The sequence below is a fragment of the Treponema rectale genome (assembly GCF_014202035.1).
Classification (GTDB): Bacteria; Spirochaetota; Spirochaetia; order Treponematales; family Treponemataceae; genus Treponema_D; species Treponema_D rectale.
In genome coordinates, this window is the sequence record NZ_JACHFR010000004.1 from 1 (window position 1) to 26,992 (window position 26,992).

The 26,992-nt window shown below is 36.5% G+C and carries 30 protein-coding genes and 2 pseudogenes; 13 read left to right on the top strand and 19 right to left on the bottom strand.

Annotation, left to right across the window (positions count from 1 at the left end):
• Positions 1–208 precede the first annotated feature (208 nt).
• The 3 genes from HNP77_RS10780 (at position 209) to HNP77_RS10790 (ending at position 3,072) form a co-directional block, all read left to right on the top strand.
• Entirely contained in the window at positions 209–2,113 is a 1,905-nt protein-coding gene (locus HNP77_RS10780) for an OPT family oligopeptide transporter (protein WP_184653250.1), read from the top strand.
• Positions 2,097–2,435 carry a PqqD family protein gene (locus tag HNP77_RS10785; RefSeq protein ID WP_184653252.1) on the top strand — a complete coding sequence of 113 codons (339 nt, stop codon included), beginning with the start codon at positions 2,097–2,099 and terminating at the stop codon, positions 2,433–2,435. Before HNP77_RS10780 ends, HNP77_RS10785 begins: the two co-directional genes overlap by 17 nt.
• 157 nt (positions 2,436–2,592) lie before the next feature.
• Complete coding sequence (locus tag HNP77_RS10790; protein WP_184653254.1) at positions 2,593–3,072, top strand: glutathione peroxidase; 480 nt, start codon at positions 2,593–2,595, stop codon at positions 3,070–3,072.
• A 108-nt stretch (positions 3,073–3,180) separates the two neighbouring features.
• On the opposite strand, the gene HNP77_RS10795 is transcribed toward HNP77_RS10790, so the two are convergent.
• The gene (locus tag HNP77_RS10795) at positions 3,181–3,702 is read right to left on the bottom strand and encodes an SGNH/GDSL hydrolase family protein (protein ID WP_184653256.1); all 522 of its coding nucleotides are present in this window, start codon (positions 3,700–3,702) and stop codon (positions 3,181–3,183) included.
• A gap of 30 nt (positions 3,703–3,732) precedes the next feature.
• Entirely contained in the window at positions 3,733–4,050 is a 318-nt protein-coding gene (locus tag HNP77_RS10800; RefSeq protein ID WP_184653258.1) for a hypothetical protein, read from the bottom strand.
• A 151-nt stretch (positions 4,051–4,201) separates the two neighbouring features.
• On the opposite strand from HNP77_RS10800, the gene HNP77_RS10805 reads away from it, so the two are divergent.
• Together HNP77_RS10805 and HNP77_RS10810 are read left to right on the top strand one after the other, a co-directional pair.
• Positions 4,202–5,098, top strand: a complete 897-nt coding sequence (locus HNP77_RS10805; RefSeq protein ID WP_184653260.1) for a LysR family transcriptional regulator — start codon at positions 4,202–4,204, stop codon at positions 5,096–5,098.
• A 34-nt stretch (positions 5,099–5,132) separates the two neighbouring features.
• Positions 5,133–5,762 (top strand): TetR/AcrR family transcriptional regulator, encoded by a 630-nt coding sequence (locus HNP77_RS10810; RefSeq protein ID WP_184653262.1) that lies wholly within the window; start codon positions 5,133–5,135, stop codon positions 5,760–5,762.
• A 68-nt stretch (positions 5,763–5,830) separates the two neighbouring features.
• Here HNP77_RS10810 and HNP77_RS10815 read toward each other — a convergent pair whose 3' ends face one another.
• Positions 5,831–7,984, bottom strand: a complete 2,154-nt coding sequence (locus tag HNP77_RS10815; protein WP_184653264.1) for a GGDEF domain-containing protein — start codon at positions 7,982–7,984, stop codon at positions 5,831–5,833.
• Between the two features lie 217 nt (positions 7,985–8,201).
• Here HNP77_RS10815 and HNP77_RS10820 point away from each other — a divergent pair, with 217 nt between their 5' ends.
• Positions 8,202–8,615, top strand: a complete 414-nt coding sequence (locus tag HNP77_RS10820; protein WP_184653267.1) for a Fur family transcriptional regulator — start codon at positions 8,202–8,204, stop codon at positions 8,613–8,615.
• Between the two features lie 342 nt (positions 8,616–8,957).
• On the top strand, positions 8,958–10,070 hold the full coding sequence (locus HNP77_RS10825) for a CobW family GTP-binding protein (RefSeq protein WP_184653269.1): 1,113 nt from the start codon (positions 8,958–8,960) through the stop codon (positions 10,068–10,070).
• Between the two features lie 63 nt (positions 10,071–10,133).
• Here the strand turns inward: HNP77_RS10825 and HNP77_RS10830 are convergent, their stop codons facing one another.
• The 4 genes from HNP77_RS10830 to HNP77_RS10845 form a co-directional block, all read right to left on the bottom strand.
• Positions 10,134–11,117: a calcium/sodium antiporter gene (locus HNP77_RS10830; RefSeq protein WP_246428929.1), complete on the bottom strand. Its 984-nt coding sequence runs from the start codon at positions 11,115–11,117 to the stop codon at positions 10,134–10,136.
• Between the two features lie 76 nt (positions 11,118–11,193).
• Positions 11,194–12,924: an ABC transporter ATP-binding protein gene (locus HNP77_RS10835; protein ID WP_343042565.1), complete on the bottom strand. Its 1,731-nt coding sequence runs from the start codon at positions 12,922–12,924 to the stop codon at positions 11,194–11,196.
• A gap of 83 nt (positions 12,925–13,007) precedes the next feature.
• A complete protein-coding gene (locus HNP77_RS10840; protein ID WP_184653270.1) occupies positions 13,008–13,253 on the bottom strand; it encodes a hypothetical protein in 246 nt (81 codons plus the stop codon).
• Positions 13,250–14,140, bottom strand: coding sequence for an alpha/beta hydrolase (locus tag HNP77_RS10845; protein WP_184653272.1), 891 nt, complete (start codon positions 14,138–14,140; stop codon positions 13,250–13,252). The genes HNP77_RS10840 and HNP77_RS10845 overlap by 4 nt, the downstream gene beginning before the upstream one ends.
• A 117-nt stretch (positions 14,141–14,257) precedes the next feature.
• Between HNP77_RS10845 and HNP77_RS10850 the strand changes: the two genes are divergently transcribed.
• Positions 14,258–14,809 carry a TIGR01440 family protein gene (locus tag HNP77_RS10850; protein ID WP_343042575.1) on the top strand — a complete coding sequence of 184 codons (552 nt, stop codon included), beginning with the start codon at positions 14,258–14,260 and terminating at the stop codon, positions 14,807–14,809.
• A gap of 72 nt (positions 14,810–14,881) precedes the next feature.
• Here the strand turns inward: HNP77_RS10850 and HNP77_RS10855 are convergent, their stop codons facing one another.
• The 6 genes and pseudogenes from HNP77_RS10855 to HNP77_RS10875 all read right to left on the bottom strand — a co-directional run bounded on the left by HNP77_RS10855 (position 14,882) and on the right by HNP77_RS10875 (position 18,830).
• Positions 14,882–15,706: a DUF368 domain-containing protein gene (locus tag HNP77_RS10855; RefSeq protein ID WP_184653274.1), complete on the bottom strand. Its 825-nt coding sequence runs from the start codon at positions 15,704–15,706 to the stop codon at positions 14,882–14,884.
• A 194-nt stretch (positions 15,707–15,900) separates the two neighbouring features.
• Entirely contained in the window at positions 15,901–16,584 is a 684-nt protein-coding gene (locus HNP77_RS10860; RefSeq protein ID WP_184653276.1) for an alpha/beta hydrolase, read from the bottom strand.
• Positions 16,569–16,868, bottom strand: a complete 300-nt coding sequence (locus HNP77_RS10865) for a M48 metallopeptidase family protein (protein WP_184653279.1) — start codon at positions 16,866–16,868, stop codon at positions 16,569–16,571. The genes HNP77_RS10860 and HNP77_RS10865 overlap by 16 nt, the downstream gene beginning before the upstream one ends.
• A gap of 9 nt (positions 16,869–16,877) precedes the next feature.
• Positions 16,878–17,183, bottom strand: a pseudogene (locus HNP77_RS12395) (TIGR04076 family protein).
• 32 nt (positions 17,184–17,215) lie between these two features.
• Positions 17,216–17,287: pseudogene (locus HNP77_RS12535) on the bottom strand (hypothetical protein); the annotation flags it as partial.
• Positions 17,288–17,378: 91 nt separating this feature from the next.
• A complete protein-coding gene (locus tag HNP77_RS10875) occupies positions 17,379–18,830 on the bottom strand; it encodes an alpha-L-fucosidase (RefSeq protein ID WP_184653281.1) in 1,452 nt (483 codons plus the stop codon).
• A 108-nt stretch (positions 18,831–18,938) separates the two neighbouring features.
• Between HNP77_RS10875 and HNP77_RS10880 the strand changes: the two genes are divergently transcribed.
• Positions 18,939–19,676, top strand: coding sequence for a helix-turn-helix domain-containing protein (locus tag HNP77_RS10880; RefSeq protein WP_184653283.1), 738 nt, complete (start codon positions 18,939–18,941; stop codon positions 19,674–19,676).
• Between the two features lie 9 nt (positions 19,677–19,685).
• Here HNP77_RS10880 and HNP77_RS10885 read toward each other — a convergent pair whose 3' ends face one another.
• From HNP77_RS10885 to HNP77_RS10910, 6 genes are all read right to left on the bottom strand, one after another.
• Positions 19,686–20,225, bottom strand: coding sequence for a ClbS/DfsB family four-helix bundle protein (locus HNP77_RS10885; protein ID WP_184653285.1), 540 nt, complete (start codon positions 20,223–20,225; stop codon positions 19,686–19,688).
• A gap of 133 nt (positions 20,226–20,358) precedes the next feature.
• Positions 20,359–22,086: a YqiA/YcfP family alpha/beta fold hydrolase gene (locus tag HNP77_RS10890; RefSeq protein ID WP_184653287.1), complete on the bottom strand. Its 1,728-nt coding sequence runs from the start codon at positions 22,084–22,086 to the stop codon at positions 20,359–20,361.
• A 56-nt stretch (positions 22,087–22,142) separates the two neighbouring features.
• Entirely contained in the window at positions 22,143–22,796 is a 654-nt protein-coding gene (locus HNP77_RS10895; protein ID WP_184653289.1) for a hypothetical protein, read from the bottom strand.
• A 3-nt stretch (positions 22,797–22,799) separates the two neighbouring features.
• Entirely contained in the window at positions 22,800–23,111 is a 312-nt protein-coding gene (locus HNP77_RS10900) for a hypothetical protein (RefSeq protein ID WP_184653291.1), read from the bottom strand.
• 88 nt (positions 23,112–23,199) lie between these two features.
• Positions 23,200–23,514, bottom strand: coding sequence for a hypothetical protein (locus HNP77_RS10905; protein ID WP_184653293.1), 315 nt, complete (start codon positions 23,512–23,514; stop codon positions 23,200–23,202).
• Between the two features lie 30 nt (positions 23,515–23,544).
• Complete coding sequence (locus tag HNP77_RS10910) at positions 23,545–24,123, bottom strand: hypothetical protein (protein WP_184653295.1); 579 nt, start codon at positions 24,121–24,123, stop codon at positions 23,545–23,547.
• Between the two features lie 429 nt (positions 24,124–24,552).
• On the opposite strand from HNP77_RS10910, the gene HNP77_RS10915 reads away from it, so the two are divergent.
• The 4 genes from HNP77_RS10915 (at position 24,553) to HNP77_RS10930 (ending at position 26,960) form a co-directional block, all read left to right on the top strand.
• Complete coding sequence (locus HNP77_RS10915) at positions 24,553–24,897, top strand: hypothetical protein (RefSeq protein WP_184653297.1); 345 nt, start codon at positions 24,553–24,555, stop codon at positions 24,895–24,897.
• Position 24,898: 1 nt separating this feature from the next.
• Positions 24,899–26,410: a PcfJ domain-containing protein gene (locus HNP77_RS10920; RefSeq protein ID WP_184653299.1), complete on the top strand. Its 1,512-nt coding sequence runs from the start codon at positions 24,899–24,901 to the stop codon at positions 26,408–26,410.
• A 16-nt stretch (positions 26,411–26,426) separates the two neighbouring features.
• Positions 26,427–26,639 (top strand): hypothetical protein, encoded by a 213-nt coding sequence (locus tag HNP77_RS10925; RefSeq protein WP_184653301.1) that lies wholly within the window; start codon positions 26,427–26,429, stop codon positions 26,637–26,639.
• 144 nt (positions 26,640–26,783) lie between these two features.
• Entirely contained in the window at positions 26,784–26,960 is a 177-nt protein-coding gene (locus HNP77_RS10930; protein WP_184653303.1) for a hypothetical protein, read from the top strand.
• Positions 26,961–26,992 lie beyond the last annotated feature (32 nt).

The following is a 26,992-nucleotide window of genomic DNA, read 5'->3' on the forward strand; positions in this document are numbered from 1 at the left end:
TAAAACAAAATGGATGCCTCCTGTAAAATTCAGGGAAGCATCCATTCCTTCTTCCTAGTTCATAATATGTGTCCAGAATTATGGGTACATATCAAGCGGGAGGGGTTCTTTTTTTTTCTGTTTATGATGAATTTTATTCAATAATCTATGAAATATTACGCAATAACATTGCATAAAGCCGTTTCTTTATGTAATAATGTGCGTTACTATGGAAAATAACGAATTTAAGCCGTACATTCCGGCTGAAAAAGTCACTCCGGAACTTACAATGACCTCTGTAGTTACCGGTATTCTGCTGGCCATTATCTTTGGTGCAGCAAACGCTTATCTCGGTCTCCGCGTTGGTATGACAATCTCTGCTTCTATTCCTGCGGCCGTAATCGGAATGGGAATAACACGCATTATTCTCAAGAAAAACTCTATCCTTGAAAGTAATATGGTTCAGACAATCGGTTCTGCCGGTGAATCAGTTGCTGCCGGAGCTATCTTTACAATGCCGGCTTTCTTCCTCTGGGCAAAAGAAGGGGTTACAGGAGAACCAAGTCTCGTTGCAATTACCCTTATCACCCTTTGCGGTGCTCTTCTTGGCGTACTTTTCATGATTCCGCTCCGCAATTCAATTATCGTACAGGAACATGGTGTACTTCCTTATCCTGAGGCTCAGGCCTGTGCCGAAGTTCTTCTTGCTGGAGAAGAACAGTCAGGAAGCTCAAAATCAAAGATAATTTTCCTTGGTATGGCAGTTTCTGCTGCATTTAAGTTCATCATTGACGGACTTAAGGTTATTCCCGGGGTAATTGAAGTTCCTCTTAATAAATTCAAAACTCTTTTTGCAACTGAAATTTATCCGGCTGTAATCGGAGTAGGCTATATCTGCGGTCCGCGCATTTCTGCCCTGACTTTTGCCGGCGGTGTACTTGCATGGTTTGTACTTATTCCTGCAATCGTAACTTTTGGCGGAAGTTCTGTACTTTTCCCTGCAAGCGTTTCCATTACAGATCTTTATACAGGTGCAGGAGCCGGAGCAATCTGGTCTCAGTACGTAAGATATATTGGTGCAGGAGCTCTTGCTACAGCAGGTATTATCAGCCTTATAAAATCACTTCCACTTATCGTAAAGACTTTTGCCGGAGCCGTAAAAGGACTGGCTGGCAATAACAGCGGTGATTCTTCTAAGCGCACGGAACAGGACATCAGCATAAAGGTTGTTCTTATCGGAAGCCTTCTCATTGTTCTTGCAATCTGGCTTCTTCCTGTAATCCAGGCTGGCATTGTAAGCGCCCTTATCATCGTAATTTTCGGATTCTTCTTCTCTACAGTTTCTTCAAGAATGGTAGGACTTGTAGGTTCAAGCAATAATCCTGTATCAGGAATGACGATTGCAACTGTTCTTATTGCAACAACCCTGCTTAAGATTTCCGGTGATACAGGTTCTCACGGAATGATCAGTGCAATTACTGTTGGTGCCGTTATCTGCATTATATCAGCTCTTGCAGGCGACATGAGCCAGGACCTTAAGACAGGATTCCTTCTTGGAGCTACACCTAAGAAACAGCAGATTGGAGAATTCCTTGGTGCTATTTTCTCAGCACTTACAATCGGTGGCATCCTTATTCTCCTTAACAAGGCATGGGGATTCGGTTCTACAGAAATTCCTGCTCCTCAGGCAACCCTTATGAAGATTGTAACTGAAGGCGTTATGTCAGGAAACCTTCCATGGGCATTAATCTTTATCGGTGCATTCAGTGCAGTTTCTTTTGAAATCCTTAAAGTACCGGCTCTTCCTGTAGCAATCGGTATGTATCTTCCTCTTGAACTTACTGCAGCAATTATGATCGGCGGTCTTCTCCGCTGGTTTATCGACAGGCGCAATTCAGCAAAATCATGCGAGAGTTCAGGTGGAGTTCTTTTCTGTTCCGGTATGATTGCAGGTGAGGGACTTGTAGGTGTTCTTCTTGCCGTATTTGCAGTTATCCGTGTTGCAGAAAAGATTGACTTAAGTGCAAAATTCAATACAGGTCTTGCAGGAAGCATTATTGCTCTTGCTGCAATCGTAACATTCATCCTTCTTTACGGAATTAATCCGAAGAAAAAGAATGAAAAAGCAGAGTAATTTTCTGGATCTGGTTTTTGATAAAAATGAAAAATACCGCTCTGAGACTGATTCTCAGGGTGGTGTAACGATTTTTGTTGAAAATAAAGGCTTTTTTAACACCATCATGCAGAAATTCTTTAAGAAACCCCGGTTTTCTCAGGTTCATCTTGAAGAATTCGGCAGCTTTATATGGCCGCTTATAGACGGGGAGCGTAATGTTCAGCAGATAGGAATCAAGGTAAAGGAACACTTTGGTGATAAAGCAGAACCTTTATATCCCCGGCTCGTTCAGTACCTGAAGATGCTTTCCGGATACAGTTTTGTAATACTAAAAAAATAAAGAAAAGGCTGTCTGTAAAAAGACAGCTTTTATTAGTAAATAAAAGTATCCTGAATATTAAATATTGTATACAATTTAATTGACATAAATGTAATTCTGCAGTATAACTTATATTGTCAGCAGGGTAGTCCTGTTTATTTTTATTCGGAGGCAGAATATGTCATTTTATGATTTCTCAGTTAAATCAAGGGACGGTGAAGATGTTTCTCTGGAACAGTACAGGGGAAAAGTTGTTCTGGTAGTAAATACTGCGACAGGCTGCGGATTTACACCACAGTATGAAGGACTTCAGAATCTTTATACCAGATATAAGGATAAGGGGTTTGAAATTCTTGACTTTCCATGCAATCAGTTTTTAAATCAGGCTCCAGGTTCAGACAGTGATATCCATACATACTGTACAGGAAGATTCGGCATTACCTTTCCGCAGTTTTCTAAAATTGAAGTAAATGGAAAAAATGAATCTCCGCTTTATACTTTTCTTAAATCTCAGAAAAAGGGCTTTCTTACGTCAAAAATAAAGTGGAATTTTACAAAATTCCTTATCGGAAAGGATGGTACTGTCGTTGGAAGATATGCACCGACATTTACACCTGAAAAACTTGACGAAATCATCAAGGCTCAGATAGAAGGTTAAAGGCAGTACATAAAAAAACCGGACTATGGTAAACGCTGGTCAGGCCTTTATCACAGTCCGGCTAACTAAGGTTATATTATTGAAGCGAGTATACCGGAAATTGGGCGATCAGCCGGCATACTGCATTGCTTCCGCAAAGGAAATCGGAAAAGACCTGATGTAAGGTTTTACCGAAGAAATAAAGCTCCATGGTGTATTGTGGGCTACATTAATGAAAACGCAGCCTGTATCTTTTGCAAGTTTTGCAAGTTCCCGGTTAAGTTTTACAGCTTTAGGATTATCTGACATTACCGAGATGATATACATGGTGCAGAGTTCACAGTGGGTATGAAGCTGATATAAAAGCCATTCGTATTTAGAAATAAAAGAATCAACCTTAAAATCAGCAGATTCAATGTCTTCTTCACCGATATTAATCAAAAGGCGGGAAGGCTGAAGTTCGCAGGCACATTCACCTATGATTTTCTGAGCCTGGTCAATGGTAAGCCCGTCCTTGCTGCGGTTGTAGATATGGGAATTAGTGCTGTTTCCCATAAGGTCGCCTAAATCCATCTGTGAAAGGGTTGTAGAACCAAAGAATACCGTCTGTCCTTTCTTACACAACTTGTTCATTCCGCTGAAGTTTTTCATACAAATACCCCTGTTTTTTTATGTCTTTTTTTATATAGCCTGTTTATAATTTTCCTGAAGAGTCAGCTTGAGACGTTCAGAATACTTGCGGTCGTACTTTTTATTGATGAAGTAAACAACAAGATTTGCACTTACGATTACAAGATTAAGGAAATAAACTGCAAGTACGTAGTTGTAAGTACCGTTAATGATTTTTGCCCCGATTCCTGCTACATAACCCAGGATGATAAGCATGATAAAACGGAAGCTCATATTCTTTGCAGAATGAGCCTTAATGTTTTTTGCCAGTGACATAGGCCATGAAAGACCAAAACAGATAAGCATTCCGGCTTCAAGTAATTCAGCCATTTTAATAATACCTCCGAACATCTCTTTAAGAAACTTTTTAGTTTTCGTAAGGTAATATAGTGTACAAAAATAATAATGTATAATATATTATTTATATCAAAACAATATTGATAAACTTATTGATTAAAATTCAATTCATAAGGTTAAAGTTATGGAATTAACACAGTTAAGGTATTTTCTTAAAGTAGCACAGCTTCAGCATATAACCAGGGCCGCAGAAGAACTGCACATTGCACAGCCGGCCCTTACACAGACAATACACAGGCTGGAAAATGAACTGGAAGTTCCGCTTTTTGCTACAAAAGGCCGCAATATCGTGCTTACGGAATACGGCCGCTACTTTTATGAGAAACTTGAACCCCTTTTAACTGATATTTATGATCTTCCGGAACAGCTCCATGCTTTAAGTCACATAGAAAACAATACGATTCACCTGAACGTTCTGGCTGCCTCAAATCTTGTAACGGATGCCATAATTGAATATCAGAAAATCGATGATTCCCTGCATATTCAGCTTACCCAGAATGAAGAAAATGACCTTAATGATATCTGCGTAACTACAAAATTGTTTTATCAGCATTCCGTTGAAGAAAAAGATTCTGTTTTTGTCTGTACGGAAAATATTTATCTGGCTGTTCCCAACATCAGTCGTTTTCAGAATTTAAAAAGCGTAAGGCTTGAAGATGTTAAAAACGAGGATTTTATATCCCTTTCCGGTGCAAAACAGATGCGTGCAATCTGTGATAAGTATTGCCGTAATGCCGGCGTAAAACCCAACATTATCTTTGAAAGTGACAGCCCGGCTGCCGTAAAGAACATGATTTCTGCAAATATGGGAATAGGATTCTGGCCTGCCTTCAGCTGGGAGCGCCTCAACACAAACCGCGTGCTCCTTTTACCCATTACTGATCCGAAATGCAGTCGTGACATACTTATAACTTTTAAGAAAAATAAGACGGACAATACAAAGGCTGAGGCATTTTTTACTTTCTTAAAGGGATATTTTGAATATGCCGCAAAAGAAAGTGAAGAAGAAATGAATTTATAGAAAAAGCACAGGCTTTTGTTGTATAATAGGGGATATGGCAAGTCAGAGAGAAGGTGTCTACGAAAAAATAATAGAATGTTCCCGCAGGGAATTTCTTGAAAAAGGTTTTTTAAAAGCAAGCTTACGGACTATATCAAAAAATGCCGGTGTTACGACCGGAACCATCTACTCACGCTTTAAGGATAAGGAAGCTCTTTTTGATGAAGTAGTGCACGCCCATGCGGAAAAAATACTCTCTGTGTACAACCGGGGAATTGATACTTATTATAATTTTTCTGATGAAGATAAATGCAGCGAAATGAACCGGCTTACGGATGACTGCATGATGGAAATGCTGGACATAATCTATGACGACTATGAATGTTCTAAAATACTGATCTGCTGTTCAGAGGGAACTTCTTATGAAAATTTCATTCATGAGATGATAAAAAAGGAAGTAGATTCTACGGAAGATTTTGCAAAAACACTTAAAAATATAAAAGGGCAGAAAGATTCCTGCATGGATAAGGAACTGTTTCATATGATTGCCAGCGGTTTTTTATCGGCTTTTTTTGAAATTACCGCCCACGATATGGACAAAAAATCTGCGATAAAGCGGATTATTCTGCTGAAAAAGTTTTACACAGGCGGCTGGGAACGTCTTTTTGGCATAAATTTTGTATAAATCTCCGGTTTTTTCTAAATTTTTCTTAAATTGTATAATATTTTATACAGGATGCTGTGTTTTTTTGTTTAATTACTATGTTTTTCTATGAATTCAAGGAATTCATTTTCAAGAAGGGGTTTTGAATAGAAATAGCCCTGAACCTGGTCGCAGCGGATTTTTTTAAGGAAGTCTCTCTGCTCTTCAGTTTCTACACCTTCAAATACGGTCTGTTTTTCAAGATTACGGCTTAATTCAATAAGGCTGCTCATAAAACGGGCAGATTTTTCGTCAACAGCTCCTTTTTCATTCATCGTAGAAAGCAGGAAATACCTGTCAAATTTCAGTACGTCAACAGGAACTTTTGTAAGCATGTTGAGGGAAGATTCTCCGCTTCCAAAATCATCCATTGCTACACTGAAACCTTTTTCGTGCAGGCGGTCTGTAATTTCGCAGAGTGTTTTTGAGTCCATTACGGAACGTTCAATTATTTCTACCTGAATGTATTCCGGCGGAATGTTATATTTGTTGAAAAGTTCCATAAAGTCATGCATGAATTTGTCCGGTTTGTTATGATTGCGGCTCATATTTACAGAAATCGGAACAATAGGCTGGTTTTCTTTCAGCTGGCGGGATATGAATTTAAACACCTGTTCGTAGACGTAAAAGTCCAGTTTGGTAATAAAGCCGTTTTTTTCGAACAGCGGAATGAATTTATCCGGGGTAAGGAGGCCTATATCATTGGTTTTCCAGCGGACAAGAGCTTCTCCTCCGACAATTTTATCATCTGCAAGAAGGATTTTAGGCTGATACATGACAAAAAATTCCCCGTTTTCGAGGGCTTTTTCCATGGTTGCCTCAATGTAATGTTCTTCATTAACCTTATCCAGCAGCCGTGAATTGTAAATTGCGTAAGGAAGAATCATATTGTCTTTTATCGTACTTTTTGCAAATGACGCTTGTCCGATAAGTTCTTTTACGGAAACATTTCTTTTTTGTTCCGGCCGGAAGAAAGTTATACCGAATTTAGGGAAAAACGGAATTTCGTATGCTTTTATAAGATCATTCAGCTGTTCAAGCTTTTTCTTAAACATGGACATTGCCTTATAGACATTATGAACTTCCAGCATAATGTAAAAATGATCTGCATAACCGCGGCAGATAAGGCCTTTATAACTCTGTACGGCTTTATTAAGAAGTGTAGAAAGATAAAAAATCATTTTATCAGCATTTTCTTCACCGTAATTTTGATTTATAAATTTAAATCCCCTTATATCAGCTTCTATCAGCATAAATTTTACCCGGGGATTCTTTTTTAGATGCCTGTCGGCAATTTTTTCAAAAAACTGCCTGGAATAAAGGTTTGTAAGAGGATCATAAACTGCATTTACAAGCTGATTTTTATAAAAATAATTCAGAAGGGACATTTCCAGGAAAACAAAAATACCCAGCGACAGGACCGAAATTAATATGATTGTAACTTTTGTAGAATTCTGCTGACGGTATATCTGTTCAAGTTCAACTTTAGGAAATGCAATGGCTAAAATCCATTCACAAAGTTTCACTCTATTGTATATAAGATTAACAACCTCGTCGTTTTCATTTACAGTTTCTATTTTGCCTTGTATCTGAGATGAAATGAATTCACTGCTTATGGCTTTGTAATGTTCATCATCAGGAATAAAAACTTCTCCGAGATAAGATTTATCCGGGTGAACCAGGAACCTTCCGGTGCGGTCCTGAAGGTAAACATATTTTTTTTCGCTTAAAGTTATGGCGTCAGTAATTTTCTGCATAACTTCAATCTTAAAGACGGCACATAAAATTCCTTTAAGAGAATGATTATCATCAAAATAGGGAATACCTATGACAAAAACAGGAGAGGAAGAAAGCTTGGAATACATTATATTGCTTACAAAAAAATCACTGTCAATATAATTTGATTTATCAACATAATTTCTGCCTTCAAGGCCTACTATATTTCCGTTAGAAAAATATCCTGTTTTTTTCTCATCTACATAAAAATAAGCTGCAAAATCTTCCGGCATGTAGGGTTTATTTTTGATAAGCCAGTCCTGGATTCTGGCAGTGTCTCCTGTAGAAAATAAAAGCGGGTCATATATAGATTTTAATGCTGTATGATAATTTTCAAGATAAAAATAGAGCGCTTCGGAATAACCTTCCACAGTTTCTGAGCAGCATTCAAAATACTTTTTTTCTGCGGAATATAAAGCCTTATTCATTGTAAAGCTAGTCAGAATAAATACAAGAATCATTAATAAACCACTGACCGAAATAGTGGATATTAACTTCATCTTATAAGGATTTATCCGCTTTTTTAAAATAAAGGACACGACTAAATTATAAGCCCAAAACTTCATAAAAAAAAGCTTAAAATGTAATTTCTTTTTTATTTTACATTCTTGACAAAAATAAGGGAAAATTCTATAAAATGCAACTATGTTGCAAAAGTCATATCACACAAAGGCATCTGATTTAATTCTTACTTACATAGAAAATAAAAATAACTGCTGTTTTACTGCAGGAGAACTTTCTGCTTTTTTAAGGGAGCAGGGAATCAACGTAAATAAAACAACTATATACCGTAATCTTGATAAAATGACTGCTGCCGGAAAACTTATCCGACATAAATCACCTGTTGCAGACGGTTATACATACCAGAGTACGGAAGACCAGAATCACTGTGAAGAGCATATGCATTTTCAATGCTGTAAATGCGGCTCCATAGTTCATCTTTCTGATAAAAAAACGGCTGATTATTTAAATGAACTTTCTAAAAATTTGAACATAGAAATTGACTTGAAACTTTCTTCTCTAAACGGACTTTGTAAAAAATGCAGGAATCAGGAATAAAAAAAGCCAGAACTGTTTTAGCCTTCCTTTTATTTACAGCTATTATTTCCTCTGTTTTTTTTGAAAGTACGGAACTTCATCATGACTGTTCAGGAGAAGACTGTAAAATCTGTTTAACGCTGCAGATCAGCCGCCAGAATATAAACCTGCTGCTGCTGTTTTTTATGCTGTCAGTAAAAACTGTTTTTACGCTGGTCCTTTATTTTAAATCAATATTTTATTTCAAAAAAAACTATTTAAAAAAGCTTACTTTGATTTCTCAAAAGATACGCCTTAATGATTAGTTTTTAATTTTTTATTTGCTTAACAAACTAAAACTATCTCAATCTTAAGGAAATCTATATGACTAAAAAACCAGTTACTCTCATTACAGGATATTTAGGATCCGGAAAAACAACTCTCTTAAATGAAATTCTCCGTCAGGAAAAAAGAAGGGTAGCACTTATCGTAAATGACATGGGAAGCATTAACATTGATGCGGCTATTATCAAAAAGAACGGTTCTGCCGTAGCCCAGAGCGAAATGTACGAAATGCAGAACGGCTGCATCTGCTGTACTTTAAGGGAAGAGTTCTTAAAGCAGGTAGAAAAAATTTCTGACAACGATAAAATTGAATCAGTATTTGTAGAAGCTTCCGGTATCAGTGATCCGGGTGCCATTGCAGCATCTTTCCTTGCCTATGAAGACGCTCAGCCTGATACAAATGTTTATCTTTCAAATATTGTAACTGTTGTTGATGCAGACAGAATTTACCGTGAATTCATGACGGATTTACGAAACTACGAAGAAAAAGATGAAAATAATCTTGCTTCCAATGACATTACGACACTTATTGTAGACCAGATAGAATTCTGCAACACAATCATCCTGAATAAAACTGACCTGCTTAACGAAAAACAGATTGAAGAAGTTATTAAAATAATCCGTAATTTCCAGCAGAAAGCAGAAATCATTAAAACTACTCAGGGAAAAGTTGAGATTGACCGCATAACCTCTGACCAGAAATTTAATTATGAAATGGTAGATTCTTCCTCTGCAATTCAGAAGGCAATTAATTCGCTTACAGATTCCAACAGGGGCTTTACGGATGAATACGGAATTTCCAGTTTCTCTTATGAGCATAAAAGACCTTTTGACCAGAAGAAATTCATGAAATTCATTAATGAAGATTTTCCAAAAGAGCTTATACGTGCAAAAGGATATATCTGGTTTAAGGACAGGCCGGAGGATGTTCTTTTATTTGAACAGGCAGGAAGAAACTCTTCGGTTATGGCAGTTGCCTACTGGGTTGCAGCCCTGGATAAGGCTACTCAGAAAGAATGTCTTGAAGATGATGAAGAACTCAGAAATTCCTGGGACAAGGAATATGGAGACAGAATAAACCAGATTGTCTTTATCGGTAAAAACTATGATAAAAGCAAAATACTTTCCAGACTGGAACAGTGCCTGGCTTAAACTGATATAAAAAAACCGGTTTATGAATGCTGCAATATTAAGTATTCATAAACCGGAATCTGTTTAGCGTAAAATTGCAAAAACAGTAATCGCTGCGTAGGTCAGTATCATAAATATACCTTCTGCACGGCGAACGCTTTTATTTGTAATGCTGAAAACCCAGGCTAAAATACTGATTATAATCATTATGCCGAAGTCATAGACACTGGCAGCGTTTACCTTTACAGGATGAATTGTTGAAGAAACGCCAAGAATAAAAAGCAGGTTGAAGATGTTTGAGCCTACGACATTTCCAACGGCAAGATCTACTTCTCCTTTACGGGCAGCGACGATGGAAGTAACCAGTTCAGGAAGGGAAGTACCGATGGCAACGACAGTAAGACCGATTAAGGTTTCCGTCATTCCGAAAGTGCGGGCAATAATGCGGGCACTGTTAACTACAGCCTGACCGCCTGCAATAATCATTGCAACGCCAATAATGATTAATAAAATGCTTTTTGGAAGGGAATAAACTTTAGATGTCTCTTCTTCAGAAACAGGATTTTTCTTTGCATCATAGATAAGGCAGAAAATGTAAGACACAAAAAGTACAAGAAGAAGGATTCCCAGCCAGCGGCTTACAAGTCCCGCATTATCAGCCATTTTAAGACCGAAAAGCTTTCCGCTGAAAATAACTCCGGAACAGCTTGCAAAAAGAGCAACCAGAGATACAGCTATAGAAACAGGAAAATCTCTTTTTAAGATAATCGAATTAACCGGAACTCTGTGGAATAAAGAACAGAAACCAAGTACACAAAGAATATTAAAAAGGTTAGAGCCTGTAACATTACTTACTGCGATTTCATTTGCTCCCCTGAGAGCTGCTGAGGTACTTACGGCAAGTTCAGGAAGGGAAGTGCCGAGGGCAACAATCGTAAGGCCGATGATTACACCCGGAACTTTAAATATTTTTGCCAGGGATGAGCTGCCGTCTACAAAAAAATCAGCGCCTTTAATTAAAGCCACAAAACCAACTAATAAGAGAAGAACATTTAAAAAAAGCATCATAATATTTTACTCCCGCAAGAAACTATCATTTACAGAAAATGATGTCAACTTTTTATATATATCCAATTTTAAGAATTTACATTACCTGATTATTCCAGAGCTGCGCATATTTTCCATTTAAGGCAAGAAGCTGTTCATGGGTTCCGTACTCTTCAATATTCTTTCCGTCAACAACTGCAATCATATCAGCATTTTTTATTGTAGAAAGCCTGTGGGCAATTACAAGGGTAGTACGGCCTTTTGCCAGAGCATCAAAAGCATTCTGAATCTTTACTTCCGTAGCAGTATCAAGGGCGCTGGTTGCTTCATCCAGTATGAGAATCGGAGGATTTTTAAGAAAGCACCTTGCGATTGAAACCCTCTGTTTCTGTCCGCCGGAAAGTTTAAGGCCTCTTTCTCCTACAACCGTATCATAGCCGTCACTCATCTTCATAATATCATCATGAATTTCTGCCCGTTTTGCAGCCTGAATGATTTCTTCATCACTGGCACCAGGTTTTCCATAAGCAATGTTTTCTTTTATCGTTCCTGCAAATAAAAATACGTCCTGCTGTACAGTTCCTATCTGCTTTCTGAGGTTTTCCAGCTTTATTTTTTTAAGGTCAATTCCGTCCAGATAAATCGAACCGGAAGTTATTTCATAAAAACGGGGAATAAGGTTACAGATTGTACTCTTTCCGCCGCCACTGGCCCCGACAAATGCAAATTTCTGACCGGCTTTTATTTCCAGATTAACATTTTCGAGTACGGTTGACTTGTCATTATAAGAAAAGCAGACATCCTTAAAGCTGATGTTTCCCCTGGCACTTAAAAGTTCAACGGCATCAGGAGCTTCTTTTATGGAAGTATCCGTACGCATAATTTCGAGGAATCTCTTAAAGCCTGCCATTCCTGTGGAATACTGTTCTACGAAAAAAACGAGTTTTCTAACCGGAGCTGTAAATACTGCTACAAAAAGGTTTGCTGCAACCAGATCTGACACCGTCATTGTACCCTTCATTATGAAATATCCGCCAAAGGCAAAAACCATAAGAGTTAAAAGGGCAGTGGAAAACTCAACGTTGGCATAAAAGGTTGACATGGTGTGGTAAAATGTCTTTTTACTGGTTTTGTAGAGTTCATTATTGTCATCGAATTTTGACAGTTCTATTTTTTCATTGGTAAAGCCCTGGGTAACCCGGATTCCTGTGAGGGAATTTTCAAGAACTCCGTTTATCATGGACGTTTTTTCTTTAACCCGGCGGGAAGTTTCCGAAAGCCGGCGGCGGCTTATAATGGTTATTACTAATATAACAGGAAGAAATGCAAAAACAATAACAGCCAGTTCCCATCTGATCCGCAATAAAAGAATAAAACTTCCCAGAAGGGTAAGGACAGAAGTCATTACATCTTCAGGACCGTGATGGGCAAGTTCGGTAATTTCAAAGAGATCATTGGTAACACGGCTCATGAGATGCCCGGTTAAATGAGTGTCAAAAAAAGAAAAACTCTGGCTTTCCAGCTTTTTAAATACGTCATGGCGCATATCTGTTTCTACTTTTACGCCAAAATAATGTCCCCAGTAATTAACAAACCAGGTACATACCCAGCGGATGCAGTAGATTCCCAGAATGGCAGCAATAATTATAAAAAACAGCTGCATTTTTCCCTGAGGAATAAAAGTATTAAGCAGATATCGCGTTACTATTGGAAAAGTTACGTCAATTACGGCAATCATTAGCGCACAAACCATGTCTGCTATAAAAATGTGAAGATGCGGTTTGTAATACGCAAAAAAAATCTTCAGCGGTTTATCGTTATAATTCACTGGTAATCCTCCGGAAATCAGATTCTACTATATATGAAAAATAAACGATAGACTGAATTTTATCAGATTGCGGTAATTATATATTAAAACACTTTAAATGCGCTTTTTGCAGGACCGTCTCCGCCTTTAGAATTCTTTGCAGCGGCATCACGTTCTGCCTTTATCTGGTCAAGAACCGGATCCAGAAAAACCAGGGCATTATTAATTGCATTACATACTTCAGGATCACTGTCTTCAGCTTCTATCAGTACCTGAAGAGAATCAAACATTGCATTGTAAGCCTTGTTGATTTTTGAATACTCCTGTGCATAACTTTCTACTCTTGTCATTTTTTCTCTCCCATGATTCTTTTAAAATAATTACATTCCTCTTCATGGCATTTTTTTGCTGAATCAAGATCAATATTGTTCTGATAGCAGTGCCACAAATTTATAGAAGGATCTTTTATGTAATGATATTCAAAGGGTACAGTTTCTCTTGTAAGGGCAGCAGCAAGGAGTACAGACTGTTCCTTTAAGAAGTCTCCGGTACAGGTCATGATGTAAACCGGCGGGTAAGAAGGGGTAATGTGCTCCACAGTTTCTATCTGATCATGAAGCTTTTTGTTGTTATAATCTGTAAGAATTTCTTTAAGCAAGTCCTGGTCAGAATAAACTTCTTCCTTAAAGGAATATTTTCCGCAATTTAAAACAATTGCCTTAAAATTAAAATCCTTTATAACGTCAAAAGGGAAGGTTACTGCAAATTCTCTGTCGGAAAGGGCAGCCGTATAAAGAGATAGTATATGAGCTCCGGCAGAATCTCCGGTTGCAAAAAAATTACCGGTGTCTAAGCCATATTCATCTTTATTTGCAAAAATCCATTTTACAACTTTATCTGCATCTTCCAGACAGGCAGGAAACTTTGCTTCCGGTGCAAGTCTGTAGGAAAAATTTACTACGGCAAAACCTTTTCGGGCAAGTTCCATTCCGTAAAACTGATATGTATCTTTTGTACCGTAAACCCAGGCTCCGCCATGAACATTAAGAATTACAGGAAGCTTAGCGCTTTTTCCGGCAGATTTAGGGCGGTAAACGTCAAGAAGGTTAAAAACTTTGTCTTCTGCATACTGAATATTGTCAAACCGAACTATATCTTCCGGTGTTTTAAATGAAGCATCCCGGCGGGCGTCGTTCTGTCCCCATTCACTTCGGATTTTATCTACATATTCACTCATAAAAATAGAATAATATGATGCCATTAAGTTGTAAAGTAAATAAAATTCTTCCTGTTCTTTAGCAGATCTGTCACCCTGGTAAAGTTTTACCTTGACCAATATAAGAAGATTTTTATAATCGACACTATGGAATTAGATGAAATTAAAAACCAGGTTACATCTGTTATAAATGAACTTCTTGATGCTCATCCGCAAAAAGAAGGTTCTATTTTTGTTATAGGCTGTTCTTCCAGCGAAATATGCGGAGGAACAATTGGTAAAAATTCCAGTGAAGAAACAGGAAGAGCTGTTTTCGAAGCTGCAAAATCCGTTCTTGATAAATACGGACTTTTTATTGCCTGTCAGTGCTGCGAACATCTTAACAGAGCCCTTATAATAGAAGAAGAATGTGCTTTAAGGTACAGTCTGGAACCAGTTTGCGTCGTTCCATGGGTTCACGGAGGCGGATCTCTGGCAACTGCTGCCTGGCACGGACTGGATGCTCCGGTTGCAGTTGAACATGTAAAGGCTGCGGCTGGAATTGACATCGGCAGTACGCTGATAGGAATGCATTTAAAAGATGTGGCAGTTCCGGTTCATCCGAAGCAGAAATTTATTGGAAAAGCATACGTAACAGCAGCATACTGCAGGCCAAAACTTATCGGTGGAGAAAGAGCCAGGTACGAATAAAAAAAAGGATACAGAAGAAAGGGCAGGTTTATACCCTAAACCGTATCCTTTTGTAGACATATTAAGAAAGAATTACTTTAATAGAATTACAAGAGCAATTCCTGCTGCTGCAGTACATAAAGAAACTAAGACTGTGACAACTCCGCTTCCGATTCCAGGGAAAATAAGGAAAATGGAACCTATTACAAGACCAAGGATTGCAGAATAAGTACAGGCAGGAATATGTTTCATCATAAAGCGCACAAGAAATGCTCCTGCTATAAGACCAAACAGAACTCCGCTGCCGAAAGGTAACAGAAGTATTATGTTAAGGTCTGCAACCGCATTCATGACAATTCCATACATTCCCAGGGCAAGCAGAAGAAGAGAACCTGATATTCCGGGAATTATCATTGCAACTGCAGCAAGAGCTCCTGAAACAAACAGAAGTACACCATATTTAAAATTCATGTGAATGTTAACGACAGATTCAGCACTATTTTCTGTTCCGTCAAATAAAAACATGGAAAGAACAGCTGCAAGACCGATTATAAAACTTAATGCAAGTAATATATATTTACGTACATCTGCATCTGCAGAGTTTTCCCTGATACGTAAAAAAATCAAAGGAATGCTTCCAATAATCAGTCCAATGAAGAACCATGTAGTAGGAACAGGAAAATGTCCTAAAAGATATGTAATGATTCTGCTGAATGCAAGAATACCTGCCGCCATCCCGCATCCAAGAGGCAGCCAGAATTTCCATTCACGGAATATCTTTTTTATATCAGGTGTAATAAGAGAGATAATGCGGTCATAAACATTGAAAACTACAGCCATGGTTCCACCTGATACACCGGGAATAACATTTGCAACACCAAGTACAATACCTTTAAGAATAAGCTTTATTAATTCCATACCCGGAAGTATACACGCAGAAAAGAAACACGGCAATGCCCGAAACTACGTATAATCCGCATTCTGTCTACCAATATATATTTCCCGTCATTTGAGGCACTTTGGAATACCCTAATTTTCCACCCTCATCAACAAGCTCAAACCGCCATTTCTGAAATATTGAAGGGTACTTTTCGTGGTCCACTTCGCTCATTTTATTGCTCCAAAATCCATTTAATTCCTTTAGCTGTACGCAGCGCAGGTTCAGTAAAATGATTTCCTTTATTCAAATCAAAGATTACCGGAATGTTCTTTGATTTATACAGTTCAAAAAGACTTGCGGTCTTATCCTGTACTGTAGACAATACCTTATTTTTCGCTTTTAATTCTGTATCTCCAAGGGATAAATACACGCAATCAGGCATTTTTAAGAACTCATGGAATTTTACATAATCTTCAAAATCTGGAAACCACAATGAACCGGACACACTGGCGATTCTTGCGAAAACTTCCGCATTATAGGCTGAATAAATAGAAAAAAGTCCTGCCAGGGAATATCCGGCAAGAGCCACATATGAAGGTTTTATAACCAATGAATCACAAATTGCAGGAATAATCTTTTCTGTCAGAAGCAAAAGATATGCATCTGCCCCACCAGAAAAAGCCTCTTCTTTCTTATATAATGCAGGACTCTCCCATGGAGAAAGGTCTTTATTCCAGTCCAGATTACTAATTGATGCAAGAGAAAAAGGCGGACATTTCAACTTATGACATTCATTCCATACTTCTTCACCTTCATCTCCGTATGTGTTAAGAATTACAAGTGGAAAATCAGCATTTTCAGTGCCAAAAATGGATATTTTTTTGCCTTCAATTTCAAATTCTATTTTTTCCCGCATCGTTTTAAATACACTCCCCCATTATCCTTAAGCCATTTGTTCCAGCGTTTATATTCAGGGAAAACCTGATCAATCTCTGCATAAAACTCTTTTGAGTGGTTCATGTGACGGCGATGACAAAGTTCATGCACAACTACACTGTCCAGAACTTCAGATGGCAGGAACTCTTGAACCGTACGTTCGGTTGTTCCATAAGGAGCTTTAACAAGAACATTGTTATCAGCCACTATGCTGACCGAAATTGAGCGACGGCGGGATTTCTGGATGATGTAGGTTATTTGCATAGGAATTATTTATTCATCCATTACTTCAATCAAAAAGCTTACCGGTCTGAAGCCATCATTGCAGCTTATCATTGCCGATTTTGGATTCTTCATCCATCCGTCATAAATGTTTTCACCGCCGTGTGCCAATGTCATTACAAATGGAGAAATACTTTCTCATGCTGATTCACACATACCTTCGGGACGTTGCCAGCCGTTTACAATAAATACCTGTCCTTCCTGAATATCACAGGCGTGCTGAATAGGATTTTCGTATTTTTGCTGCAAATCCTTGTAATCTGCTTTACGAATTGCGGTAATTTTTATTTTATGCATTTTCAGATAGTCCTCAACATTAAATATCTATTTTACCAAAAATCACAGGCAATTTCCCCTAAATCTCCAACAAGTCTACCATCAAGAGTAAATTTCTTATTATAATGTTTAAATTCAGACTAAAGATTATTCATCACCGTAAATAACCTTTTAATAGAATCTTTTAGAATATTTTTTTCATATTATTATCCTTACCTATATTTCAAATGAAATCTCCAAAGCATTTGCGTAAGGTGTTGGCATTTCTTTTGGAAGTTCTACAATAAGCAATCCAGCATGCTGCATAAAAGCTAGTTCTCCTACACTCAAAAGCCGTACACTTGTAACTCTTTCATCGTCTCGAATACTTTTAATTACAACAGTTTTTCCAAGCTTCATTCCCATCATAAATGCATATAATTTTCCATTTTTCTGAACAAATCGGAAATCGTCTTCTCTCCAAGGGACCTGTTCTTCTGTAAAACCTTCAATAATTACTTGGGATGATCCCTCTCCAGAAACTCTCCACGGTCTGGTGCCATAAACTGCTTCACTATTTACAGCAAACCATTTTTCCAGTTCCTTTAATAAATACATTGTTTCTTCATCTACAGTTCCGTCGGGTTTCTGCAAAATATTCAGCAACATTGTGCCATTTTTTGCAATTGTATCAATTAATATATCAATAACATGTCTGGGCTTTTTATATTTTGCACGGGCATTGTAGAACCAGTCGCCAATACAAGTTTCCGATTGCCATGGCACAGGTGAAATATCTGGTAACTGACTTCGTTCAATATCCAGCACTCCTACTTCATATATTTCCTGTTTACGACTTTTTTGTGTATAAACCGCCATGTTCTTACCGTAGATTTTTTCAGATTTATTATACAAATATGCCACAGCCTCCAGTCCATAACGAAAATCCTTATTTTCTACTGACTCAAAGTTTTCGCCAAAAGGAAGCCAACTGTCTGAATACAATAAATCTGGTTCATACTTATCAATAATTTCCTTCATAACCTTCAGCCAATACTCGTGAAATTTTTCATTTTCAGTCAACCAAACCCACTTGTCACTTTCTCCTGGTTTAGCAACATGCTGATAGTTATCATGGTAAAAATCACGATAAGCGGGATCATTCCCGTCATATGGAACACCTGCGTAAGGTCCATGAGTATCTGAACCTTTATTTGTTCGCCACCAGGCAAAGGAAGCTCCCAAATGTTCTGTCATACCAAAAGGTAAATTATATTTTTTTGCAGCAGCCTTCCACATACCACAAATATCTTTGTGTGGACCAATCTCTACCGAATTAAAACGATTATAGTCAGAAGCAAAATTAAAAAAGTGATCATGATGCGAAGCCTGTGCAACAAAATATCTGGCACCTGACTTATAATACTGTTCCATCAAAGCATCCGGATCAAAATTTTCCGCCTTCCAAAGTGCACAAATATCTTTATATCCAAATTTGGATGGATGGCCATAATGTCTTAGGTGATACAGATATTGTTCTGAGTCCTGAATGTACATATTTCTAGCATACCAGTCACCAAACATTGGTACAGATTGTGGTCCCCAGTGACTCCAGATTCCAAATTTTGCATCCTGAAACCAATCTGGACATGAATGTGTTCTTAAAGATTCAAATGTTGCATTAAACATATCTTTTACTCCTGTAATTTTTATTAAATAATTCTAGACTTTCAGAGCGTATACGTATATAACAAGAATTGACGATGATTTTATAAAAATATGCATTGAGGAGATTATATGCAACACGAATATTTTATTTTATCCTGTGGCCGTGTACGAAATCCTTCAAATTGGTTTTATAATCCAGCTTATATCGTAAATCGTATCTATTATATTTCCTCTGGAACTGCCTATTACAAGAACAATTATCAACTTAAACCAGGCTTTTTATATATTTTTCGTGCAAATCCAGATTTTAGAGTAGCTCAAGATGAATCCGATCCTGTAGATCATACTTATTTTGATTTTCTTACCTATAAGAAGCTTCTTCTTCAGGATTTTATAGAAATTGACTTGTCTAATAATTCCATGCTTTTTCACCTGGTTAAAGCAATGGAGGAAGATTTTGGTCAACATCAAATTGATCGGGATTTATCCTGCGCCTATTTTGATCTGCTGATTCATGCACTAAATCAATACCTTTTGCCCGATATTACTTATTCAGAAACCACTTCTGCTGTACTGAAGATGATACATAAAACTCCAACTGCTGAACTTTCAGTAGATTATATTGCTGAACATTGTAATCGAAACGTAAACCATGTGATTCGCACTTTCAAAAACGAACTTGGTATTACACCTCATAAGTACATTTCTATGTTGAAAATTGATCAGGCTATTTCTTACATGCGGCAAGGCTTAAACTGCACAGAAATTTCCGAATTGCTGGGATTTCAATCTTTGTCTGCCTTCTCATATTTCTTCAAAAAAGAAACTGGAAACAACCCGACAGATCTATTTCATTTGCAAGACTAATTGCACTAACTACTTAATTTTTTTACAATGAGCCTTAATTTTTTTGATAGCCCAGTCGTAATGACTAGAACAGGTACTTACAAAATACGCCCCTAAATCTGTAGTTCCAGTCCAGTTGTAATATTTTTTTGTGAATAACTCTTCATTGGTAAAGCCAGCTGCCATCTCCATCACTTTTTTGTGACTCGACTCAAACATTTTCTTTGCACTTTCAAGGTCTGTTCCCTGATGTCGCTTCCACAGCATAACATTCATTTCGCCATAAGTTTTCCAAGAATATTCAACAGGCAAAAATGCAATCTTACTTTCTTCTTTCATATTGTGTTCAACAAAAATAATTAAAAGCTGGTGCCATTCATACAGATGAATCAAAATATCACGAACATTTTTATCGCGTCCCCAGTGAGCTTCTTTCTTGCTGGCATCATCAGAAAAATCAAATTCCGTATTAAGCTGATTTTCTGACATTTCATCTATCATCTTCAAAAGTATCGAATAATTCTCTTCCGAAAAATTTAACAAATCGTCTTTACTTCTTGCTCTTGGCATTCAAAATCCCCCAATTATTTAGAATTACTAGATTATACTGCAACGTAAATACATGCTCTACAGTATCAGGCCAAGGCCATCTGCCCTTCTCCCCTTTGGAATACCCTATTAGTTCAAATTCTTAGAAAGCTTTTTAATCTTCATATTCTGCATAATCAATTCCAAACTGCTTTCTGAATTTCATTATCAGTGTGTGGTCTCCTCTGGCTGCATTAACATATTTTTCATTACAATCATCACAACAACGGTGTGTTTCACCAGCTTCTTTATAATAAATTGGCCAGGTTGAATTACCATCTCCGTCGAAAACTGTATTACAGAAACAGCAGAAGTTTTTCCCTTCATCGGGACGCAGAATATCAAAATCTTTTACATCACAATCTTCTTTACCAGCGTTTAATGACTCCTGCAATTCTTCTTTGAGTTGAGCATAATTTTTTACAGCTTCTTCGTAAGTCATATCATCCATATCAACATAGTATCTTTTTGAAAGAAATCTTATGTTTGAGTTTCCAAGGTATTGATAATAATTGTAGACGATACGATATTTTGGGGCTCTCGTAACGGGATTTGCCTTTACTTTAAGAGCTGCATGGAATGTAGGAGAGTCAATTATACCTGCAGAATGAAGCAAGATTATTCCTTTATTAACGCGAACAAAGTTCCTGATAATATCGAGCTGTTCATCTGTTAAAGAACATTTTTCACGGTTTTCCAGGACACGCGGTTTATTGCCAATTGTCATACAGAAGAGTTCCTTTGTTACTGGATCGCTAAAACGGATTACATTTTCATAAGATTCACTTCCATCATCTTCAAGGTATGGCTCTTTTTCCCATCCGGATATACAGCCACAAAAAACTTTGCACGGAAGATTCAATTCAGGAATATCTTCAGGGTGTACTGTTGTTGAAAAGAATCCAAATATTTCATAAAAATAAAGATCCTTCATAATTGAATAAAAATGATTAAGAAGTTCTTCAAAATTTGATGAATAGGATAATTCCTTATTTCCAAAACGATTATATTTCTGGATGCAGATTTTAATGATATTGAAACAATCAACTATAAGCATATTGTCGAACTCATCAATTATTGCAAAGGAATCAAACAATTCTTTCAGGGCTTTAGCATAAGAATTATATTCATCTTCCGAAACTTCCTTTAGAACTGTTTCTGTGAGTGCAGGTAAATCTACATTGAAAAGTTTTGCTTTTTCTTCTGCTTCCTTTTTAGACTTTATCAATTGATAGATAATTTCTACAGCACCACGTGTCATTGCCCTGTCTTCAAAATATTTTTCTGCCTGTTGCAATCCATCTGTCAAATATTCTTCTTCGATGCTGTGATGCCCGTTTATTAAAATGCTGTTTGGATAATAACATTCTTTGTAGTAAAACAATTTGTCAAATGAATCTTTGAAATGAAATAATTCATCGTCTTTTGCAAAAATACCGAAGGTTCTGGGCTTTTGTGGTTCAGAAATATCTTCATATTTTTCCATTTCACGGAAGTCTGATAATACCTTATTTGAAAGAATTATCGGATTACCTGTTGTTCTGTCCTTTAGTTTTGGAATCTCGATAGAAGGATATAAACATGGATTTATCACGAGTTTGTCTATTGTGTCTTTATACTGCAGAACATAAAAAGCACCAAGAGAGGCTCCAATTAATATGTCAATATTTTTGGATTTACAGTAGGATCTGATAAGATGCTGTGTTTTTTCAACATCTGTATGTAAGTCTGGAAATGAAATTGAATGAATGTTCCAGTTTTTTAGAGTTTTCTGTAATGTTTTGAAAGTTCCACCTTCTGGATTTCCCATAAAACCGTGAATGTACAAAGCGTTCTTCTTCATAATTCCCTCCAATGATTAAGAGTATAAATTATTGAATTCTCATTTTTTGAGATTTTTTATTTCAATAGGTATTCGCAGAAAACTTCTAAAGAACCCCTGCCCTGCATCAATTCTTGAGCAGCTTTTAAAAGTACATAGTTTTCATCATCTTCTTTCAACTCTGCATATTCCAAAGTTAAAAGGCTTGGATGGTAATGCTGAAAGCATAGTTGCTGCGGTTTTTTATATGAAGTCTCCAAAGATTCGACTCGACAGCTTATATCTGTTGTATCAAGGCCGGCTCCTTTTTTTAGAAGATTTTGCCTGAACTTAATTCCTTTCTTATAATCTTTTTCATCTTTGCAGCTTGAAAAGATTGCAATTTTTGAATCACCAATTGTGTGTACAAAGTCACCGTTTCTGAATGGAAATGGAACTTCAATAAATGCATTTGCAAAATGCTCTTTATGAAACCATTCAATTTGTTTTCCATCTTTTGTGAGGATGTATTCTTCAAGTTGTTTATGCAGTTCTTCGTATTCAGAGTCCCCTTTTATGGCTTCATTTATCTGGTTCAGGAGATTTAACATTTCATCATGAGAAAGCAATGGATTCTGATATATAAGAACTGCCTGTTCAAAAGGCGTAAAAATGCGCTTTTCCTTTTTACACTGCCCTATTATTGCTTTTGAAGCGATGAGTTTTTCTAAGGGAATGTTTAAGTCTTTCATAGCTTATATCTCCTTTTCGTCAAAAGTGCGTTTTGAATATTCGTCTACTATATTGAAAGTTTTGGAATCTATTTTTCTAACCTGATAAATATTTTCACTTTCAAAATTTCCGGCATGTAAATCTTCAATCATTTTTTCGTAAATTTCTTTTGCAGAATAATTTATATATTCACCTAAACAAAAATCATTCATTATACTCCATTGTCTTTCCCAGTTATTACTATCAGATTCGTAGATAATAAAAGTGTTGAATCGGGAACGGATTTCATTAAGAGAAAGCGAACTATCGTCAAATCGTAATTTACTGTAATCCATGCTATCCTGCCCTATTTTCGCCAAATCAGAAAATTGTCCATTAATCATTTTCTGAAGTTCTCCAATTAGTCTTTCTTTCTCTTTATTGTTACATATAGAGTCCTCTATATGTAAATCCCACACAGGCTTTTACTAATCCTGAATTTTCTTCGGCTTCAATGTTTTCTTTGCCTGCATAAGAAATCGGATTGTCGTTGTTCATATCTTCGACAAAAGGCAGGTCCTGTCGTTTATAATTGAAAATATCTATTTTATATTTTTCTATTTGTGCTAAAAGTTCTGAAAATAAATCATCTATATTATTAGAGTTGTTACAAGGTTCTATCAAAAGATTATGCTGAGTGAGCAATAATTCAATTTCCTGATTGATATCTTTAAGAGTTATTTCGTATTTGTTACCCATGATAAGGTCTCCTTAAGATTTAGTCGTCATTTATAATTTCATCATTTTATTAACCCAAGATTTAACAGAAGAGAATAAAAATCTTGATGATATAAAAAGACAACCTGTCTGAATTATCATAAAAAAGCCTGCAACTCCGTAGTATGTAGAAAAAATAAAACTGTTAGTTTTAATCAATTTAATTACAATAAAAAACAATGATGCAAATACACTAACAGTATCAGAAATAATTAATGGAATTGATAACTTATCATATAAGTCAAGCCATTCCATAGAATCATTAAGTCTTTCTTTGCAGGCTTTTGTTTCTTCTGGAGTAAATTTTCCTTTATTACAATTTCTCTCGATGGAATAATGAAGTCCTGGCCAAAATTCAAACATATATTTCATAGGCAAGCGTGCATAAAATCTCCAGAACTTTTTAAAGAGAAACCATATGTTTATTAAAAAGATGGCAATTACAACGAGAAAGCCTGTAATACTCTTGAAACCTGTAATGAAAATTGTTTCTGACCACAACGGAATTGCATTACAAAATGGAATAACAAGAAGCAATAAAAATTGTGAGATATAAACTGTAAGAACTTCTGTCTTTATAAGTTTATTCATAGTTTCTTTCTCCTCAGGTTCAAATCAATTCTTAGATGATATTACAATATTTGATTCTCAAAATATGAGAATATTTGAACTCCCCTACCCGTTCAATTTACTGATTGATATCCTTAAAAGTCATTTCGTATTTTGTTTCCCATGATTATGCCTCCTTTATATCCGTGTTCTAATTCCAAAATTGTTCATCGATACGTATAAACAACCCGCTGATAATAGATGATTGAAATTCATGTGAATAGACACAGGCTCTAGGTGGATAAATACTTGTAATTTCAAAGACTGCACTGGCAATTTTGCTTCTGATAAATTTTGCGGTCACATCTTTCATATACTGCCTCCTTTTGACATTGGGAATTATAAATTATCGTATTCTCATTTTATGAGAATCTCGTGTTATATATTTGCAAATAAAGACAGGAGGTTCCCATGAAAAAGACAAATATCAATCCAGTAGATTTATATTGTAATGCCTTGAAAGGTATGACACTTGCAGCAAATATGCTGATATTAACAGCTCTTTGTTGTACAGATGATAAGGAATGTGATGGATTTGAAGAGCTCACCGCAGTATCTCATTATTTTGATACTGTACTGCATAAAGCTTTGGAAGATAAAAGACTTTCATCACCTGCTGTCATAACAACAGCAAAAAGATATTTTTCAGTACTTAAAGATTTTAAAAAATCTCCTGATGCCCAGACTGATGAAATCCGGGAGCTTCTTAAAGATCAGGAAGAAATTATTCAATCAATAATTCATTCGGAGCGCTGATATGTTTTACACATATAATTACAAGAGCCGGAACTGGCTCGGTTCCGAACAGGATATTTATCAGCCTCTTTTTACTCCCTTTTCAATAGAGAAGAAGAAAGCCTGGTGTTCGCTTCATAAAAAATGGGAAGCCTGCGGTAAGACCTGTAATGGACAGCTTTACTTTGAATGTGGTAATCCGGTTCCTTCTCAATTTGCATCCATAAATAAATGGACCATATCAAAAGTTGAAACTAGAAATGAAACTTCCCGAGACATGATTAAACTGCGAGTGGATTTTGTGTTCACTTCAGTTTCAGAAGATGGTCGGAAGAAATACCATTATGCATATAAAACATGGGCATTTTATATGCGGACGGGTTTTACTGTTCCATACGAATCTGAAAAGTTCCTCGAAAATTATCCTGTTTCGCTACCAGACAATATTACCAGTGATATACAAAACAGCCTTGCTGCTTATGCAAAGAAATTGTATGGAACAGGCTATGCAAATTCATCTTATAAAAATGGTATTCCGGCATTAACTGATTATGTTACCTGTCCTGCCTGTCCTCAGGCTGCAGATCTTCAAAATTTACTGGGAAAGAAATTTAATCAGGTTGTAAACAGGTCCAGCAGTAATCCGTATCAGGATATCTGCAATTACATTCATATAAAACCATTTAAACGAATGCGGAGAATCTTTGATAAAAATCCTCTTGCCCTCCCCGTCTATTCAGTTTTAAAAACATGGGGATTTAAAGATGTAAATATTATGACACGTTTTCTGGAAGACAGGGATTTATGCCAGACTTATTTTAAATACATTAAATACGACACAAATAAAAAACGTCTTGAAATAAAAGATGACAATCACTGCAGTGATCTATTTTATTTTTTGAATGATTATGCAAAAGATCTTTTGGGGACAGTTACCAGATGGACTACAGAAAGCTTTCAGGTTCAGGATGAAAAAACAACAATGGCTCACTTGATAAAAGCAATGAGAGACGGATACCACAATTTTGTTGATGCCGCTCAAATGTATTACTCCAGAGGAGCTGCTCTGCCTGAAACCTTAAAAAAACGAGTAGTTAAAGAATGCTTTACTACAGAAATCCATGATGCTCTCGTTGATGCTCTACCGAATACATACAGAGGTCACAAAAATAGCAATGAGAAAATTCCATATCTTGAAACGGATAAAATCCTGGAAGCAACAGTCAAAGATACAAATTACAATATATATAATTTTATTCTTCCAAAAGACACCAATGAACTCTTCGAGCTTGGACAAAAAATGCATAACTGCGTTGGAAGCTGTTACAGAGGTTCTGCCGTTGCCCGTAGAGATATTATCGTAGGTGTACAACTAAACGAAAAGTTCATTTCCTGTATTCAGTTGCAGGTAAAGTCCTGGACAATAGTACAAGCAAAAGGTATTTGTAATTGCCGTTTAAAAGATGAATACAGGGCAATAATTAAAAAATGGGCTTTTGAACGGAGAATAAACATACTTACGCTTGATTTGTGAGAAGGAGGCTTTTTTTATGAATACAGTAACAGGAACTGCTATTACTTCAAGTGGAATTTGTGGTTTTGGTTATGTTGATGAAGGGCTTCCAAAAGAAGAAGCCATAGCAAAGTTAAAACTGGAAATGCAAAAAAATCTGGCTTTACGAATGTTTTTATCGACTCTTCCAAAGGAAAAAAGAAAAGCTGTTATTAATGACATTATTCAGGCATGTACTGGAGGAAATTAATTTTTTTTTCATTTCATGTGCAAAATTCTCATTTTATGAGAATTAGATATTTTATTATATGAACATCTTGCAAGAAACAGGGAGACAAAAAGACTTCCTTAACTCCGACGGGAGTTAGAAATACTTTTAAAAGGAGGAAAAAATATGGCTTCAATTACAATTCACAATCATTCATATGAAATAAATTCTTTAGCTGACTTGGCTATGGTTAGAGCTCAGCTTGAAGAACTTTATAAAATGAAAAGAGTTACAGACCTGGAATACAAAACAAAATCTAAACAGTTAGATCAGTTTCCACGTAACCATCGTTTAAGCAAATAAGTGATGAAAAAACTGCCATGTACACGGCCAGT